This is a genomic window from Arthrobacter rhamnosi, from assembly GCF_054510855.1.
This window is the reverse complement of record NZ_JBTNDT010000001.1, coordinates 71,468-88,218: the sequence shown is the minus strand read 5'-3', so window position 1 is coordinate 88,218 and position 16,751 is coordinate 71,468. Positions and strand designations below refer to the sequence as shown.

Annotated in this window: 13 protein-coding genes and 1 pseudogene; 5 read left to right on the top strand and 9 right to left on the bottom strand. The window is 64.9% G+C overall.

The window, feature by feature from the left end:
• Positions 1–70 precede the first annotated feature (70 nt).
• The 5 genes and pseudogenes from ACX80I_RS00465 (at position 71) to ACX80I_RS00445 (ending at position 7,032) form a co-directional block, all read left to right on the top strand.
• Positions 71–2,527, top strand: coding sequence for a ComEC/Rec2 family competence protein (locus ACX80I_RS00465; RefSeq protein ID WP_459343242.1), 2,457 nt, complete (start codon positions 71–73; stop codon positions 2,525–2,527).
• A gap of 89 nt (positions 2,528–2,616) precedes the next feature.
• Positions 2,617–3,627, top strand: coding sequence for a DNA polymerase III subunit delta (gene holA, locus ACX80I_RS00460; protein ID WP_459343241.1), 1,011 nt, complete (start codon positions 2,617–2,619; stop codon positions 3,625–3,627).
• A gap of 912 nt (positions 3,628–4,539) precedes the next feature.
• A complete protein-coding gene (locus ACX80I_RS00455; RefSeq protein ID WP_459343240.1) occupies positions 4,540–5,859 on the top strand; it encodes a multidrug effflux MFS transporter in 1,320 nt (439 codons plus the stop codon).
• Positions 5,860–5,922: 63 nt separating this feature from the next.
• A pseudogene (locus tag ACX80I_RS00450) lies at positions 5,923–6,303 on the top strand (Gfo/Idh/MocA family oxidoreductase); the annotation flags it as partial.
• Between the two features lie 12 nt (positions 6,304–6,315).
• Positions 6,316–7,032, top strand: coding sequence for a hypothetical protein (locus ACX80I_RS00445; protein ID WP_459343915.1), 717 nt, complete (start codon positions 6,316–6,318; stop codon positions 7,030–7,032).
• Positions 7,033–7,076: 44 nt separating this feature from the next.
• Here the strand turns inward: ACX80I_RS00445 and ACX80I_RS00440 are convergent, their stop codons facing one another.
• The 9 genes from ACX80I_RS00440 to ACX80I_RS00400 form a co-directional block, all read right to left on the bottom strand.
• Positions 7,077–8,045: an aldo/keto reductase gene (locus ACX80I_RS00440; protein WP_459343239.1), complete on the bottom strand. Its 969-nt coding sequence runs from the start codon at positions 8,043–8,045 to the stop codon at positions 7,077–7,079.
• Between the two features lie 36 nt (positions 8,046–8,081).
• Positions 8,082–10,244, bottom strand: coding sequence for a beta-galactosidase (locus tag ACX80I_RS00435; protein ID WP_459343238.1), 2,163 nt, complete (start codon positions 10,242–10,244; stop codon positions 8,082–8,084).
• Between the two features lie 93 nt (positions 10,245–10,337).
• Complete coding sequence (locus ACX80I_RS00430; RefSeq protein WP_459343237.1) at positions 10,338–11,339, bottom strand: LacI family DNA-binding transcriptional regulator; 1,002 nt, start codon at positions 11,337–11,339, stop codon at positions 10,338–10,340.
• Positions 11,332–11,853, bottom strand: coding sequence for a hypothetical protein (locus ACX80I_RS00425; RefSeq protein ID WP_459343236.1), 522 nt, complete (start codon positions 11,851–11,853; stop codon positions 11,332–11,334). Before ACX80I_RS00425 ends, ACX80I_RS00430 begins: the two co-directional genes overlap by 8 nt.
• Entirely contained in the window at positions 11,850–12,599 is a 750-nt protein-coding gene (locus tag ACX80I_RS00420; protein ID WP_459343235.1) for a ThuA domain-containing protein, read from the bottom strand. The genes ACX80I_RS00425 and ACX80I_RS00420 overlap by 4 nt, the downstream gene beginning before the upstream one ends.
• The gene (locus ACX80I_RS00415; protein ID WP_459343234.1) at positions 12,592–13,515 is read right to left on the bottom strand and encodes an aldo/keto reductase; all 924 of its coding nucleotides are present in this window, start codon (positions 13,513–13,515) and stop codon (positions 12,592–12,594) included. Before ACX80I_RS00415 ends, ACX80I_RS00420 begins: the two co-directional genes overlap by 8 nt.
• Before the next feature lie 26 nt (positions 13,516–13,541).
• Positions 13,542–14,543, bottom strand: coding sequence for an ABC transporter permease (locus ACX80I_RS00410; RefSeq protein ID WP_459343233.1), 1,002 nt, complete (start codon positions 14,541–14,543; stop codon positions 13,542–13,544).
• The gene (locus ACX80I_RS00405; RefSeq protein WP_459343232.1) at positions 14,543–15,556 is read right to left on the bottom strand and encodes an ABC transporter permease; all 1,014 of its coding nucleotides are present in this window, start codon (positions 15,554–15,556) and stop codon (positions 14,543–14,545) included. The genes ACX80I_RS00410 and ACX80I_RS00405 overlap by 1 nt, the downstream gene beginning before the upstream one ends.
• A gap of 72 nt (positions 15,557–15,628) precedes the next feature.
• Complete coding sequence (locus ACX80I_RS00400) at positions 15,629–16,729, bottom strand: sugar ABC transporter substrate-binding protein (RefSeq protein ID WP_459343231.1); 1,101 nt, start codon at positions 16,727–16,729, stop codon at positions 15,629–15,631.
• Between the last annotated feature and the right edge of the window lie 22 nt (positions 16,730–16,751).

Below are 16,751 nucleotides of genomic sequence, written 5' to 3'. Positions count from 1 at the left end.
GACGGCCGGCGCACAGCGGCCCCGTCGACGGCGGTGGAGTGGTGACCTCCGCCTCGTACCGTCCGCCGGAGTGGCATGGGCGGCGGCCGCGATCGCCATCCGGGGTGGAGCGACGGGGGCTGCGGCGGGTGGCCTCCTCGCTGCTGCGGTCGGACTGGTCCTCGCGTGCCTCGTGTTCCTCGTCCCGTCCGGGTCCAGCCGGAAGAGGACGCTGGTGGCCGCGCAGGCCCTCGCGGCAGCAGCAACGATGACGCTCGTCCTGCTGGCCGCTGCCGGGAGCCTCGCCCGAGCGGACGCAGGACCGGTGGACGACGCCGTTGCCGGCGGGATCCCGTTCACGGCCGTCCTCCGGATCTCGGGGGAACCGTCGCTGCTGGGTCCCGGAACCTTCGGCGGCGGCAACCGCTACCTCCTCGACGCCGACGTCATCGGGGGGATGCTGCGCGGTGATCCCTTCGCTTCCACGACGCCCGTCGTGGTCTTCGGGTCGGAGCAGTGGGCGGGTCTCGGAACGGGAGACACGGTCCGTGTACTGGGCATCGCGAAACCGCCCGATCGCATCGGCGAGGCGGCCGCGGTCTTCTTTCCCTCCAGCAGACCGGCGGTCACGAAGGCAGCTGGGTGGCTCGGCTACACCGCCGACCTGAGAACGCGCTTTCGCGACCTCGCCGTTCGGGATTCCCCCGATGGTCTGCTGCCCGGGATGGTGCTCGGTGACCGGGCCGGTCTCGAGCCCGCCCTGAAGAAGGCCATGACGGTCACCGGGCTGACCCATCTCACGGCCGTGAGCGGAGCGAACTGCTCCTATGTCGTCGCCTTCGCGTTCCTCGGACTGAGGGCCGTCCGACTCCCACGATTACCCGCCGCCGCCGGCGCGGTGATGGCACTGGTGGGCTTCGTGATGCTTGTCCGCCCTGAACCGAGTGTCCTCAGGGCCGCGGTGATGGGCACGATCGGAGTGGCCGCCGTCCTCTCGGGACGCGGCAGGGCGTCCCTGACCCTGCTGATGCTGTCGATCATCATCCTCCTCGCGGTGGACCCGTGGCTCTCCGTGTCCTTCGCCTTCCTGCTCTCGGTCGCAGCAACCCTGGGGCTGGTCACCGCCGGGCCCAGGGCCGTCGACACGCTCGAACTCGTGATGCCGCGTGTCGCCGCCCAACTGCTCGCCATCCCCCTGACGGCACAACTCTTCTGCACACCGATCCTCGTCCTGATCCAGCCGGTACTCCCGGTGTACTCGCTGCCGGCGAACGTGCTGGCGTCGCCCGTGGTCCCCGCGATCACTCTCGTGGGGATGCTGGCCGTCCTCGCGCTGGTGGCCGCTCCTGTCCTCGCGCAGCCCCTCATCGCTGCAGCCCAGTGGGGGACGCGGTGGATCGCAGGCGTTGCCGACACGCTTGCTGCTGCGCCGGCGGCATCCGTGCCGTGGATCCCGGGAGCACCAGGCGCCGCCGTGGCCGCACTCGCCTCACTGTCGTTTCTCGTGCTCATGGTCCAGCGGGAGGCCATCACCGGGTGGTGGGGAAGGAGAATCGCCGCACCTCTGCCGCCGGTTCCGGATGGCGGCACCGGCACTGATCCGGACCCGGGTCCAGGGGCGGGCCCGCCCCCGTCCGGACGTGCCCCACGGGGGGCCCGGACCTCCGGCGTCAGGAAGGACGGGCGCCGGCGGCACCGCGGCGCCGCGCTCGTCCTCCTTGTCGTCCTGTGCGCCGTCGGAGGTGCCTTTATGATCCACCGGGCGATGGGCGGGCCCATGGGGAGCTGGGTGATGGCGATGTGTGATGTCGGTCAGGGAGACGGCATCGTCGTCAGGACGACAGCCGGCCATGCGCTGGTCGTGGACGCGGGACCGGATCCCGACGCCATGGACAGGTGCCTGGACCGCCTGGAGGTCGATGTGATCGACGCGCTCGTTATTACTCATCTGCACGACGATCACTATGGCGGCGTCGAGGGGGCCATGCGGGGAAGGACCCTCACGGCCCTGTACTACTCGACGAGCGAGGAGAACCCGCCCCGTGAGGTCACGGAGGCTGCAGCCGCCGCCGGACTGGAGGCCGAGCGCTTGACCAGCTCGACGACTCTCGACCTCCCACAGATCCAGGTCGACGTCCTCTGGCCGACAGGGGACACCGTCACGTCGGAGGAGAACAACGCCAGCGCCGTCCTCGACGTCGTCGTGCCGACGCCGCACCGGTCCGTGATGCTGCTGCTCACGGGAGATCTCGAGGAGGACGCTGCCGCCGCCCTGCTGGCCACCGAGCCGGCACTGGCCGACGGGGGAGTGGACATCCTCAAGATCGCCCATCACGGGGCCCGGAACGGGGGCACGGCGGTGCTGGAAGCGATCGCTCCCAGCCTCGCGCTCATCTCCGTGGGTAAGGACAACGACTACGGGCACCCCCACGCGGTCATCATCGACGCCCTCGCCCGCCTGGGCATTGCCACGGCCAGGACGGACGAGCTCGGGTCGTTCACCGTGGAGGTCGTCGGCGACACGGTCGAAGTCCGCCAGCTCCGGTAGGGCCGGCACGCCACCGGGTGTCCGCAGCTTTGAGGCATGGCCGCGCCGTGAAACAGTAGAAGGAGGTCTGACGGAAGGAACCTCGCCACGTGGCAACAAGATCACCCGCCGGCCGCAGCAGCGGCTCCAACCAGCAGCCGGCATCGTGGCGTGAGGCGCGTCCTGCGGCCGTCATGCTGCTGTCCGGTCCCGAGGACTATCTGGCGTCGAAGGTCTCCGAGTCGATCCGGGCACAGGTCCGCACCGCTCAACCGGGGGCGGAGCTCGTCAGCTTCGACGCCGGATCCTACGAGGCGGGAACACTGACCATGCACGCGAGCCCGTCACTGTTCGGTGACTGGAAGGTCATCGAGGTCGCAGGGCTGCCGCAGATGAACGATGCATTCCTGGTCGACGCGCTCGCCTACCTCACGGATCCAGCACCGGATGTCGTCCTGGTGATGCGTCATTCGGGCGGCAACCGTGGGAAGAAGCTGCTCGACGCGATCAAGGCCGTGGGTACCGTCGTCGATTGCCAGCCTCTCAAGAAGGACGGCGAGAAAGCGGAATTCGTCACGACGGAGTTCCGGCTGGCGCGTCGTCGCATCGACCCGGACGCCGTGAGGGCGCTCGTCGCCGCCGTGGGGTCGCAGTTGCCGGAACTCGCGGCAGCCTGCCAGCAGCTCATGGCCGACTCCGCGGGCGATGTCTCCGCCGAGACGGTGGAGAAGTACTACGGCGGACGCGTGGAGGCCACGGGATTCAAGGTGGCCGACGCGGCCCTGGCGGGACGCACGGCCCAGGCGCTGTCCATGTTGCGCCACGCTCTCGCGACAGGAGCAGATCCCGTCCCGATCGTCGCCGCGCTCGCGATGAAGGTCCGCGCCGTCGCGAAGGTCCATGGTGTCAGGGGGTCCTCGATGCAGCTTGCGAAGGACCTGGGCATGGCACCGTGGCAGGTCGACCAGGCGCGGAAGGAAGCCCAGCGCTTCAGCTCGGACGCCCTCGCACGTTCCATCCGAGCCCTCGCCGAGGCGGACGCCCAGGTCAAGGGCGAGTCACGGGACCCGGTGTACGCCGTGGAGCGGGCAGTGACCGTCATCGCACTGGGGGACGGCTGACGGACGGCTGACCGCCGCGGCGCGTTGGTAGTGCCATCACCCATTGGCTGGCGCAGGCGAATGCGCTGGGGCCTCCCGGTCGAGTTCCAGCAGGAACGCTCTTCAACACGGGCGGCGGCTGGGATCGAGGGCGGCTGAGCGCGGCTTCTGATGCCGCTCCTCTATTCGCGTCTGCCCCGAGGTCACAACCCGAGGTTCATCGGTACTGATCGACCATATTGGAAAGAATTTCGTCCGGAAGCTGTGAGGTCGCCTAGGAAGTGGCCGTCCGCCGTGATGGCGGAGGGCTTCCGCGGGCCGATGACAGGATTCCTCCCCAGATCGTACCGACCAGTGAGGTCAAGAGTGTCAGCGGCCATGGACTCGTCATTCACGCCATGCCGGCGCGCAAGCAGTACCTGATACTCCACCCAAAGTGACACAGGGCGTAGTAGAACACTCCTTTCGTTGATCGCCGGACCCATCTCCTGAAAGCTCCTCGCTCAGATGCCCAGCCGGCGGGCGCGAGCAGATCGGGTAGCTGATTCACGCTGCGCCACTGGCGATAGGCGCGATGATTCTGAGTGCACATCGAGGTAGGCCTGCGCCGCCCCCATGAGGGAAGCATCGGCAGCTGCAGCAATGCTGCTGGCCCAAAGGCCTTGGAAGTCGGGGTGCTGGCTCACCTTGATCGGGATAGTGATGTCGTCGCGATGAGGGACACGTGCTGTAGTGCGGCACGTGTTCCTCCAACCTTCGAGTTCTGTAGCTCACCGGGGTGGCAAGCACCGACGTGCGAGTTCATCTTGACGATGCCCGAGGAGTAGCGCACGATAAGACGACCAATGGAAAGCGGTTTCCAGCACATGCGAGTCGAGCTAAGCAGGCTACTTGACGCAGTGGGGTGCTGACCCAGCGTGGAAGGGCACAGACGTGAAGCGAGAAGCGCCACGCCGGCGTCTCGTAGTGCTGGTGTGTGCGCTTGTAATGCTTCAGATTATCTGGCCGCTGACTATGGATCTGTACCTTCCATCGTTCACAGCGATGCGCCGCGAACTCGGGACCAACGAGTCAGGCGTCCAGCTCACTCTTACAGCCGCTTTTGTCGGTATGGGTATCGGGCAACTAGCGTCGGGCCCTGTCTCTGATGCGGTCGGGCGGGCACGACCGCTCGTCGTGATGATCGTGCTGTACTGCATAGCAACTGCTTCCTGCGCCGTTGCACCGACTGTGGAGTGGCTTATCGCCAGTCGCGCTTTCCAAGGCACGGGATCGGCCGCTTGCGCTGTGTTGGCAATCGCCATCGTCCGTGACCTGTATAGCGGTAAACGCCTGGTTGTGTTCCTTGCGCGACTTTCCATTGCTTCGGGTCTGTTCGTGGTGCTGTCACCTGCCCTGGGGGCTCAGTTGCTGCAGGTTGTGGGCTGGCGGGGCCTTTTCTGGGTCCTTCTGGGGTACGGCGTGGTGTTGCTGTGTGTTGCCGGGGTGATCCTGCTGCGGAACGAGACGCATACTGTTGAGCGGCGCCGGCTTCGCAAAAGCGTGCGGTTGCGCGATGATTACCGCAGCCTTCTGCGCGATGGACAATTCCGTGCTCTAGCCGTGGCAGGGGGTTTCCTGTTCGCCGCGATGATGTCCTACATGGCGGGCAGTTCGTTCCTGCTGCAGGACGTTTTCGGGTTGAACCCAGCGGAATACGGGCTCGTGTTCGGGGCGCAGGGCGCTTTGATGGTGGTGGGCGCGCAGATCGGCGGCGTGATAGCTCAACGGTCCTCGCCCGGTCTTGTGATTCGTGTGGGGGCTTTCGCGTTGGTCGCAGCATTGGTGATCCTGGTCTTGAGCGTCAGCCTTGCCCCCGAACTTGGGGTGTGGGGTTTGACCGTTCCCATCATGGCGTTCACCACTTCGTTCGGGTTGGTCAGCCCAGCAATTCAGGCGACCGCCCTGGAGCATCATGGGTTGCGTGCTGGTACGGCTGCCTCGCTCCTTGGAGCGGCGAATATGACAGGATCAGCTCTTATTGCCCCTGTGTCGGGTGCGTTCGGATTGTCATCCCCCCTGCCTACTGCGGTCGTCATGGCGGTTTGCGTGCTGATCGCAGGCGTCTTCCTGCTTACAGGAACACAGATGGCGGGCGTGAGAGCGAAAGGACCCCGAGTTCATACTGACGGCACTCCACGCCCGGAGCAGGCTCCAACGGTTACGACCAGCGGGTCACAACGGTGCTCGGCATTCCGTGACGAGCAAGCGTGAAAGGGGAGACGGTAGGAGCTCGCTCAGGTCGACCGGAAGCGACTCCGTGAAAGGAAGAGTGCATTGAAGTCATCGATAGCTGAAAGTACGAGCAGCGCGGGCGGCCGTATCCGCTTCGGCATCGTCGGAAGTGGATGGAGGAGCGAGTTCTTCCTTCGTGTGGCGCGGGAGCTGCCGGAGCGCTTTGACGTAGTCGGCCTGGTGACCAGAAGCGAGGACACAGGTAGACGTATCAGAGACATATGGGGTGTGCGGTCTTTCGCCTCGATCGAGGACCTTGTGGCGGCTACGTCTCCGGCCTTTGTTGTCGTGTCCGTCCCTCGGGATGTCGCACCGCAGATCATTCGACGTCTTGCCGAACTTCGGGTTCCGGTACTGACGGAGACGCCTCCCGGGCCGGACATTAGGGCGCTCTCAAGCCTGTATGAACTGGTGCGTCAGGGAGCTGTCGTTCAGGTGACTGAGCAGTACCATCTGTCCCCGCTCCTGCGCGCACAACTGCACCTCGCCGCGTCCGGCCGTCTGGGCCGGGTCAGTCAGGTGCTGGTGGCTCAATGCCACGACTATCACGGAGTGAGCATCATGCGCCGCGCCCTGGGCGTGGGTTTCGATGCCGTGACAATCACCGCCTCGATCTTCGAGTCACCGCTGGTACAGGGTCCGAGCCGGCACGGAGATCCGCAGCAGGAGGTCGTCATCACCGCCGAACAAGTCTCTGCTCGATTCGACTTCGGCGACCGCCTCGGCGTCTACGACTTTGCAGCCGAACAATACTTTTCCTGGATCAGAGCGAACCGGCTGCTCGTCAGGGGAGACCGGGGAGAGATCAACGACCTCGACGTCCGCTACCTCGCCGATTACCGCACACCGGTGTCAACGTCCCTTTGTCGTATGGCGGCGGGGGAGGGCGGCAACCTCGAGGGCTTCTTTCTGCGCGGCATCATGGCCGGCACTGAGTGGGTGTTCACCAACGACTTCATGCCCGCGCGGCTGAGCGATGACGAACTGGCGATCGCAGAATGCCTCGTGCGGATGGCTGAGCATGTTCAGGGTGGTCCTGACCTGTACAGCTTGGCGGAAGCAAGCCAGGACCACTACCTGTCCCTGCTGATGCAGGAAGCGGCGGCTACTGGCGAACCCGTCCGCTCCCGACCCCAGGTCTGGTCACAGTAGGGGAGCCCACAAGCCTTCCCTACTGTGACCCGTTATGCCTGGTACTACCAGGCATAGGCCTCAGGAGCCTGGCCGCCAGGCCCGGGCCAGATCTCGTCCAGGGCCCGGAGCTGCTCGGCAGTGATCGACAGATCCAAGGCCCCGAGGGCGCTGGTGAGTTGTCCGGCTGTGCGTGGCCCGATGATCGGCGCGGTGACGACGGGTTGGTGCAGCAGCCACGAGATCGCAAGGACGGCCGGGTCGACGCCGAGCTCCTCGGCGTAGCGTTCGTATTTCTCGATCTGGGTCCGGCGTTCACCCAACCGGTCGAGGTCCTGCGACCGGGACCGATCGGATTTGCGGAGCACTCCACCGAGTTGACCGCTGGCCAGCGGGGACCAGGGAAGGATACCCATCCCGTACTCCTGGGCGGCCGGGACGACTTCGAGTTCGAGGAGCCGTTGAGCCAGGTTGTATACCGACTGTTCGGTGACGATGGGCAGCTGGTTCCGCGTTGAGGCATGTTCACGGTACTGGGCGATGTTCCAGCCGGCGAAGTTCGATGAGCCGAGGTAGATGATTTTGCCCTGGGCCTGCAGAATCGTGAAGGCATCAAGGACCTCATCGACGGGTACTGCCCGGTCGATGTGGTGCATCTGGAAGAGGTCGATCCGGTCGGTCTGCAGGCGCCGCAACGAAGCGTCGACTGCAGCACGGATGTGCAGGGCCGACAGTCCCCGGTCGTTCCGGCCCTGCCCCATGGGCCCGTAGGCCTTCGTTGCGATCACGAGGGAGTCCCTGTTGCTCCGGGCCTGCATCCAGTTGCCGAGGAGTTCCTCGGATTGGCCGGGTTGGTCTCCCCAGGGGCGGCCGCCGTACACGTCCGCACTGTCGATGAAGTTGATGCCGTTCTCCACGGCGAGGTCCAGGATGCTGTAAGACTCCTCCCGCCCGATAACAGGGCCGAAGTTCATGGTGCCGAGGGCGATTCTGCTGACGACGGCGCCGGCGGAGCCGAGGCGTGTGTAATCCATATCAGGTTCTTTCGTGAGTAACGGTCAGGGAAGGTGTTAAGGACGTCCAGAGCGGTGGAGTGGGCCGCTAGCACCGATCAGCGCCCACCCATGGGGGCCGAGCTCCACCCGGGAGGGCGACGACTGGTTGCCGGATACCGGATCGGGTAGGCGCACCACGACGCTATCCGGGCCGTGGTTGATGAGGGTCAGGACGTCACCACGACGGGCTACCTCGACGTACTCGAGGTCTACCGAGCCCGAATCGGGCAGCTCAGGCCTGATACCGGCCTGGCTGATGAGCCATCGCGTGAGCTGCAGCATCCCGTGGTCGTCCGGAATGGTCGCGAGGTAGTAGCCGACACCACCCTCCCGCCCGTGTTCCCCCTCCTCCCGGGGATCCCTCTGTTCGCTGTATTCGCTGGGCTGGGCGCCGCTGACCTGGTCAAGGTTCGCATGGAGGGCGGTGAGGGCTGGCCCGCCAGAGACGCGGCCTGTCGTGAACGGTGCCAGTACGGTGACCGCTGGGTTGAGGATGTCCAGTACTTCGGCGAAGTGCTGGCCAGTGAGAACCCCGACGGGCGTGTCGAAGAGCGCGTGGTCCTCACCTGGCTCACGTAGTGATGCCTGGTGAGTCTGGTGTGTCTCACCGGCGGACGTGGGACCGGTGGAGGTGGTTTGGGGTTGAACGAGGGCCCCGAATTCGTGCACGGTAACACCCAGGGTGTCTCGGAGGCCGACCTGGAACCCTCCGCTGCGGAACGCGTCGTGTTCGTCGACGATATCGCTGAAGGCAGTGACGAGGAGGTGGCCGCCGCCGTTGACGAATCGCGTGAGGTTATCCGCCCCGTCATCGGTGAGGAGGTAGAGATTGGGTGCGATGACGACCTTGTATCCGGTCAGGTCTCCGGTCGGGTGGACCAGGTCGATTGAGAGGTGTTGGCGGTGAAGGGCGGCGTACCAGCGTTGCACCAGGGTCAGGTAGTCCAGTTCGGCAGGGTGGTCGGGGTTCTGCAGCGCCCACCAGTTCTCCCAGTCGAACACGAGAGCGACCTTCGCTCTGCTGGAACCTTCACCACTGGGTAGATCGGTCACGCCGGCAAGTGTTTGCCCGAAGTCTGCGACTTCTTGCCAGGTGCGGGTGGTCGTCCCTGCCTGGGGAAGCATTGCGGAGTGGAACTTCTCACTGCCACGCTGGGACTGCCTCCATTGGAAGAACATGATGCCGTCGGCGCCATGGCCTACGGCTTGCATGGACAGCGCAGCCATTTGTCCGGGGGCTTTGGGTGCGTTGCTCGGACGCCAGTTCACTTCGTTGGTGGATTGTTCCATGAGCACCCAGGGTTGTCCCGGCTTGAGGGATCGTATGAGGTCGCGTGTGAAGGCCGCGGTTCGGAAGGAGTGGGGGTCGTTGGGGTCGGGGTAGTTGTCGTCGGAGATGAAGTCGAGCTCCTCGGCCCACTTCCAGTAGTCCAGGGGCGGGAAGGCCCCCATGAAGTTGGTGGTGACCGGTTGTTGTGCCCCCGAGGCCCTGATGATGTCTCGTTCCATGATGAAGAGCCCGAGCAGCGTATCGGAGGTGAAGCGTTTGAAGTCCAACGCCTGGCACGGGTTGTGGCTGTAGGGCGCTGTGCGTGGCGGCAGTATCTCGTCGAAGGCGCTGTAGCGCTGGGACCAGAAAAGGGTTCCCCACGCCGCGTTCAGCGCGTCGATGCTCCCGTAGCGATTGCTGAGCCATTGGCGGAACCCAGTCGCGGCGTTGTCGGAATAGTCGTAGTGCAGGTGGCATGCGTATTCGTTGTTGACGTGCCACATGACGACCGCTGGATGGTGGGCGTAGCGTGCGGCCAGTTCGGTGACGAGCCTGGCCGCGAGGCGCCGGTAGTCCGGCGAACTGGGAGCGTAGGCCTGACGGCTGCCTGGCCAGTAGGTTGTCCCGTCTGAATCCTGAGGGAGAAGTTGCGGATATCGCGTGGAAGCCCAGGGCGGTGGTGATGCTGTGGCGGTAGCCAGGTCCACCGCAATACCTGCTTCGTGCAGCCGGCCCAGGACGTCATCGAGCCACTGCCAGTCGAAGGAGTCTTCATCGGGCTGAATGCGGGCCCAGGCGAACACCCCGACAGTGACAAGGTTGACTCCGGCCTCTTGCATGAGCCGGATGTCCTCGTCCCAGGTCTCGGGCGTCCATTGTTCGGGGTAGTAGTCGGCTCCGTAGTACACGGGCATCCTCCAAGACGTGGGTGGGGTAATGAGTCGGCGGGCAGAGCGGGCAGTGCCGGATCCGTCTGTATCTGGTCGTCGGTTCCTGTGGTGTCAGTGCCGGGTTGATTGGCGCGGCACGAGGAGAGGCTCGAATCGGGTCTGCACCTCGGACGGAGGCACGGCTTTGAGTTCCTGCAGGAGCAGTCGTGCGGCGTGGGAACCCATCTCGATAGCCGGCTGCCGGATGGATGTAAGGGGGACGACGGCGGCGGCGGCGAAATCGATGTCGTCGTAGCCGATGATCGCTATCTCGCCGGGGACCCCGACGCCATGGCGAATAAGACTCTGCAGGATGCCGAGAGCAACATGGTCATTGGCCGCGAAGATCCCGTCGGGCCGCTCACTCAACGGCAGGGCCGCGATGCGGTCACCGATGTCGCGGCCGAGCCGCGGATTCAGGGTCGTGGTCTCGATGAAGGTGAAGCGGGCACCGGCGGCTTCGACGGTGGATCGGCATCCCTCAAAACGTTCGCGCATCTGGTCTACGGTGAGCGGGCCTCCGATGAACGCGATATGGCGGCTTCCTCCTTGAAGGAGGTGTTCGGTGGCCATGGCGCCGCCGGTGACGTCGTCGAGCGAGACGGAGGGGAAGATCCCTTCCTTGTCGGCCCGGTCTACGAGGACAACGGGTACCTCGCGCTGCCGGAAGCGTTCCAGCATGGCTGTCGGGGTGCGGACCGGTGCTATGAGAATCCCGTCCATTCTTTGGCGCTCGAACAGGTCCAGGTGCCGCGACTCCCGTTCCTCGGAGTCGTAGCTGTTGCCGACAATGATCGAGTAGCCGGCCCTCTCGGCTTCCTCCTCGGCACCGAGCACCACGTCGGCGAAGAACGGGTTGGTGATGTTCAGGACAGCCATGCCGATCGCATTGCTGCGCCCGGCTCTGAGCTGCCGGGCGGCAGTGTTGGGGACGTACCCGAGGTGGGTGATGGCTTCGGCGACCCGGTGAGCGGCGGAACTCGACACGAGTTCGGGCCTGTTGAGGGCGTTGGAGACCGTGCTGACGGACACACCCGCCCTCGCCGCGACGTCCTTGATGCCGATCTCACCCATGGTCCCCCTTTAGACGCCTGAGGCTGTGTAGGAGCCCGATGCGGTTCTCGACTTTACCTGTGGCCGGCCCATGCACGAGCGTAAAGCCCAGTCGATCCGGAATCGGCGCGGCCAGCAGGACTTCATGCTCCTCCCCACCCGGGTGAAAAGTGGTGTCCGGGTCGGCGACGACGGCAATGCCCGCCTGGGATCGCAGCACCCGTCCGTCGAGGTGTGGGGGAGCGTCGAATCGGAGGGAGATCGTGCCATCCGTGGTCTCGGTGAGTTGACCTACAGGGTGCCCGTGACTGAATACCCCGAGAGTTTCCTCCCCGGAACCGGGGGAGGATTTCGACAGCATCAGATAGCCCGCGACGACGCGCCAGGCAGGACGACTGGTCAGGTGCGTGTCAGGAAAGCCCGACAGCACCCGATCCGGGTCCCGTCCCAGCCAGATGATCTCGTAGAACACCGGGTCGATGCCCAGAGACCCGTGACGCACCAGCGTGTTGTGGGAATCGTGTGCAACGGTCATGCTGGTCCTTTCTGCCCAGCCGCGATGTTGATGTCGGCGATCCATCGGACGAGCATCAGGAATACCTGCTGGTGGGCGGGAGAATCGTAGGACTCGACTCCGTGACCGAGGGCGTCGTAGGCGACCCGGCCGTCGTTCTTGTGGGTGTCATTGGCCCAGATCAGCGGGTGCGTCGTGCCGTCTTCGGTGTGTATGGCCAGGGTCTGCACCTGCGTCGAAGTTTCCAGGTGGGTGTACCGCTCGTCGTAGACCGTGAAGTCGTCGAAGGTCAAGGTGTCGAGGGTGTGCGGGGCCGCCTGGATGAGGGAGGTTCCTATCTGGGGGTGCATGGTGGTCCCTGGAACCCAGCGTCCGCCGAGCAGCTCGGCCCAGCGCGGGTCGTCCCGGAAGGCGAGGGCGGACGAATGCGATGCCAGGACACCTCCTCCTCGATGCCAGTGAGCCGTGATGGCATCCATGAGGGCCGCCGAGTCGGGCGCCGCTTGGGACAGGTCGCTGCTGGCGTTGACGATCAGGATCTCCGCCGCGTCCATGGCCTCGCGGAAGTCATCCTGCTCATGCGTGCTCGCAATGCGGACGTTCGTGAAGCCGTCGTCATGCAGGAGCTCTGCTATCCGCTGACTTGTCGCGATGAGGGCATGCCAGGGGTCACTGTGGGCTCCTGCTCCCACGAGCAGCACAATCCTCGGGTTGTCCGTGGAAGTAGCAGTGGCGTCTTCGGTGGGGTGCGCGGGGTGGTCAGTCATTGATCCATGTGCGGGGGTCCGGGCAGATGGCCTCGAGTTCGTCCCACAGTGCGTCAGGGATGGCCAGATGCAAGTTCAGGACTGCTTCATCGACCTGTTCAGGGGAGACGACTCCGCAGATGGTCGATGAGATGCGGGAATCGCGGGTGGAGAACTGCAGGGCGGCTGCCCGCAGTGGTACGCCGTGCCTGGCACAGGCAGCACCCATGGCGTCGACAGCTGCCACGATTTCCGGTTTGGCTTCGGCGTAGTGGTACCGGTTGGTTGATCGCGGCCAGTTGGCGAGCAGTCCGCCTCCGTAGACGGCTGCGTTCATGACGCCGACGTCGGCCTTGGTGGCGGCGTCGAGGAGTCGGTCTGCGGTGCGGTCTACGAGGGTGAAACGGTTGTGCGTGATCAGCGCATCGAAGTGCCCAGTCTCGACGAATTGCTGGAGCATGGTCGCCGGACCACCCGAGATTCCGATGTGATCGGTGTAGCCCTCGTCCCGGAAGCGCCGCAGAGCTTCGACAGGCCCGTCAGGGGCCATAGCCGCGTCGAAACCGATGTGTTCCGGGTCGTGGAGGTAGAGGATGGGCACGCGGTCCAATCCGAGGCGTTCAAGGCTCTCCTCGAGCGAGGCACCCATCCGATCGGTGTCGAAGGTGTCCGTTGTCGGATCGCGATCCAGTTTCGTCTGGATAATGAAACCGTCAGGTAGCCCGTACTGCCGGATAGCGGCCCCGACCCGACGCTCGCTCTCCCCGTCGCCATAGTTGTTCGAGGTGTCCAGGACGGTCACGGGTCCGGCGAACGCCCGACCGGCAGTTGCTATGGCGTCTTCTTCGCTGACGGTGAGCTCGTGCACAGGGGAGGAGACTCCCCATGCCGCCGTTCCGATACAGAGTCGGGAGACGCGCAGGCCTGTGCGTCCCAAGGGTCTTGTTTCAAGGGTGTGCTGGGTCATTCGAATTCGTCTCCTCCGCGGTAGCGGTCGACCAGGACGGCGGCGAGCAGGATGAGTGCCACGATCAGATCGAGGTAGTCGGGGTCAAAGAACTGGATGTTGAGGATGTTGGTGATGCCGGCGACGACCAGCAGGCCGAGGAGGCCGCCGAGTGGGTTGCCGACTCCGCCGCGCGTGATGGAGTACCCACCGATCATGAGGGCTGCGTAGATCTGGAACTCGAGTCCGGTGCCGAGGATGTTCGAGGCTGAACCGAGTTGTCCGACGTAGAGGATCCCCCCGATGGACGCTCCGGCGGCGCTGACGACGAGGGCGACGACGCGCACCTTCGTGACTGAGATTCCGGCGCGGGCGGCAGCCCGGTGGTCTCCACCGACGGCCTGTACCTTACGGCCGGCCCTGGTTCTGCCGATGAAGCCGGCAGCGACGAGGGTGATGCCTATCCCGATGAGTAGGAGAGTGGGGAATCCGAGGAGGGCGCCCTGTGTGACGTTGTAGAGCGGGTCGATCAGGGTCGAGGGAGGTGCGCTCACGACGATCGCCTGGCTGAGTCCGCGCAGCAGGGTGAGCATGCCGAGGGTGACTGCGAGGGGTTCAGCGCCGAAATAGACGATGACGAATGCGTTGGTCAGTCCGACCACGACACCGACGCCGATGGTAATGGCGGCGACCAGCCATGGGTTCATTCCTGTGGCCACGAGTTGGTTGAAGATCACCGCCCCGAAGCCGACCATCGAGCCGATGGAGAGGTCCACGACGCCTGCCAGCAGCGCGAATGACGCCAGGACGGCGACGATCAACGGGATGGCGACGCTCACGCCGACGATCTGAATGTTCGAGGGGGCGAAGAACTCGGGACCGACCCATAGGAGTCCGACGAGCAGGGTGACTGCGAGAGTGGCGGTGATGCTTCCGACAGGTCCGTTGAAGGAGCTGAGTGTTCGCTGCCGGAAGGACTGGGGGGTGTCTTCGAAGAGCGGGGAAGTGAGGGTAGTCATTAGCTTGTCCTCTTCAACCGGGCGCCGTCGATGCCGACGGCGATGATGAGCAGTGCACCCTGGAAGACGAGTGACCAGGCCGGGGGTAGGCCGAAGAACGCGATCGAGGTCGGAATGGTCGCGAGGAATCCGACACTGAGTAGGAGGACGAGGAGGTTTCCTTTTCCACCGGAGAGGCTGATGCCGGCGAGGATGACCGCTCCGATGACGATGAGCTGGAAGCCGGTCCCGGAGGCCGGGGTGAAACTCGGATTGACGGCCGAGAAGAGCACTCCGGCAAGGCCGGCGACGGCTCCGGATCCGGCGAAGGTCGCCAGGCGTATCCGGCGAAGGTTGAGACCGCGTGCTTTGGCAGCGCGGGCGTTGCCTCCGACCGCGATGAGGCGGCGACCCCAGCGGGTGTATGTCAGGGCGAGACCGAAGAGGATGATCGTGAGCACCATCGGCCAGAAGATGTTGGGCAGTCCGAGGAAGCGTCCGAGGCCGTAGGCCCGCAACGAGGACGCTGAGGGGATTTGTGCTGATTTGAAGAGGATCAGCATGATTGCCAGTCCGCCGAACCCGGTTGCGAGGGTAACAATGATCGGGTTCAGTCTCCCGAAGACGACGATGGCACCGTTGAGCAGGCCCCAGCAGGCTCCGGCTCCCAAACCGGAGAGGATGGCGACAATTGTCGGCAATCCGGCGTTCAGTGCGCTGACTGTGGCCCAGGCGCTCAGGGTCAGGGATACGGGCAGACTCAGGTCAAGGAGGCCCCCGCTGATGACGATCAGGGCCTGAGCGACGGCGAGGACCCCGGAGATGGACATGGTGAAGGTGACGGCGAGCAGGGTCTGGTTCGAGAGGAAGTCGGGGCGGGCTATGAGTGTGGCTGCCAGGAGCAGAACCCATACGCCGGTGATGCTGATTGCGTCGCGGAACGAGGTGAAGGTGCGCCCGTCCCTTACTGGAATGTGAGGCTTGTCCGGCTTGGTAGCGACCGGATCGGTCGGGGTGAGGTGAGATGTGGTCATGGTGTGGTGTCGTCTCTGACCGATCCGGTCGCTGTCATGGTCGGGCGGGTGTCAGGTGATTCGAAGGTCGGTCTAGAAGTCGCAGAACAGGTCGTATTCGGTGGTTCCCTTGGGGGCGGAAGCGAGTTCGGAGACGCGCTCATCGATGCTGGGGGTGGAAGCGGCCTGTTCCTGGGTCACGGGGCAGGGCTTGACGCTCACGGCGGCGTTGTCGCCTGTGTCCTTGACCTCTGGGGTGTTGCCTTCGGCGATCTGGTCGGCGATTTCGAAAGCGGAGGCCGGGTAGCCCTCGAGGAAGTACATGACGCTTCCGGCGAGGTTGGGGTCGACGTTGTCCCCGGTGATCAGTCCGCCGTCCTGGCCCCAGCCCATGATCGAGCCGTCCCGGCCGAGCTGGGTCGCTGCCTGGAGGGCGCCGACGACAGCTTGGTCGTTGAGTCCCACGACGAGGATGTTCTCGGCGTCGGGGTGGGCGGCGAAGACACCGGGGGCGTTGGCTAGGGAGGTGGTGAGGTTGCCGTCCGCCTCATAGGACACGTAGTTGTCCTCGGGGATGTCCGGGCAGGTTTCTTGGATGGCGGTCCGCGCGTTGCCGGTGCGCCACTCGTTGATCTGGCCGGCTGCAGTACCCTCGGCAGAAATGACCAGATCGACGTCGCAGTCCCACTTCTCCTGCGCGAGCTCCGCAAGTTTGGTTCCTCCCTCGGTTCCCGCTGCGGCGTTGTCGACGCCGACGAAGTACCAGCCGGGCTGGGCGATGTCGAAGGTCACGACCGGGATGCCGGCGTCTTCATACTTCTTGGCGATCACAGGGTTCGCCGAGGGTTGACCGTTGAACATCATGACCATGTCGACACCCTTCTGGATGAAGAGGTCGGCATTGGTCGTGGCTGTGGCTTCGCTGTTGTCGTTGGAGAGTTCGACGAAGTCCCAGCCACGCTGGTCGGCCAGGCCTTTGGCGACGTCGCCCTGGAGTTCCTGCCAGTCGGCGTCCGGCTGGCCTCCGACCGCGAAGCCGAGGGTGAAGGTTCCGTCATCGGCCGCCTCGGAGCCGGAACCCGAACCTCCTGCCGCAGGGTCGACGGTGCTGCATCCGGTGAGGGTGAGACTGGTCGCGGCCAGGCAGACGAGCGCTGCGCGGACCAGACGTGAGCGGGTGGTGAGTTGCGTCATTGCAGTGTTCTCCTGGGAGTGA

Bases quoted from the DNA above. Each gene is read 5' to 3' on its own strand.
- ACX80I_RS00405 (WP_459343232.1), bottom strand. From the start codon at position 15,556: ATGACCACATCTCACCTCACCCCGACCGATCCGGTCGCTACCAAGCCG.
- ACX80I_RS00410 (WP_459343233.1), bottom strand. From the start codon at position 14,543: ATGACTACCCTCACTTCCCCGCTCTTCGAAGACACCCCCCAGTCCTTC.
- ACX80I_RS00430 (WP_459343237.1), bottom strand. From the start codon at position 11,339: ATGGGTGAGATCGGCATCAAGGACGTCGCGGCGAGGGCGGGTGTGTCC.
- ACX80I_RS00425 (WP_459343236.1), bottom strand. From the start codon at position 11,853: ATGACCGTTGCACACGATTCCCACAACACGCTGGTGCGTCACGGGTCT.
- ACX80I_RS00400 (WP_459343231.1), bottom strand. From the start codon at position 16,729: ATGACGCAACTCACCACCCGCTCACGTCTGGTCCGCGCAGCGCTCGTC.
- ACX80I_RS00420 (WP_459343235.1), bottom strand. From the start codon at position 12,599: ATGACTGACCACCCCGCGCACCCCACCGAAGACGCCACTGCTACTTCC.
- ACX80I_RS00440 (WP_459343239.1), bottom strand. From the start codon at position 8,045: ATGGATTACACACGCCTCGGCTCCGCCGGCGCCGTCGTCAGCAGAATC.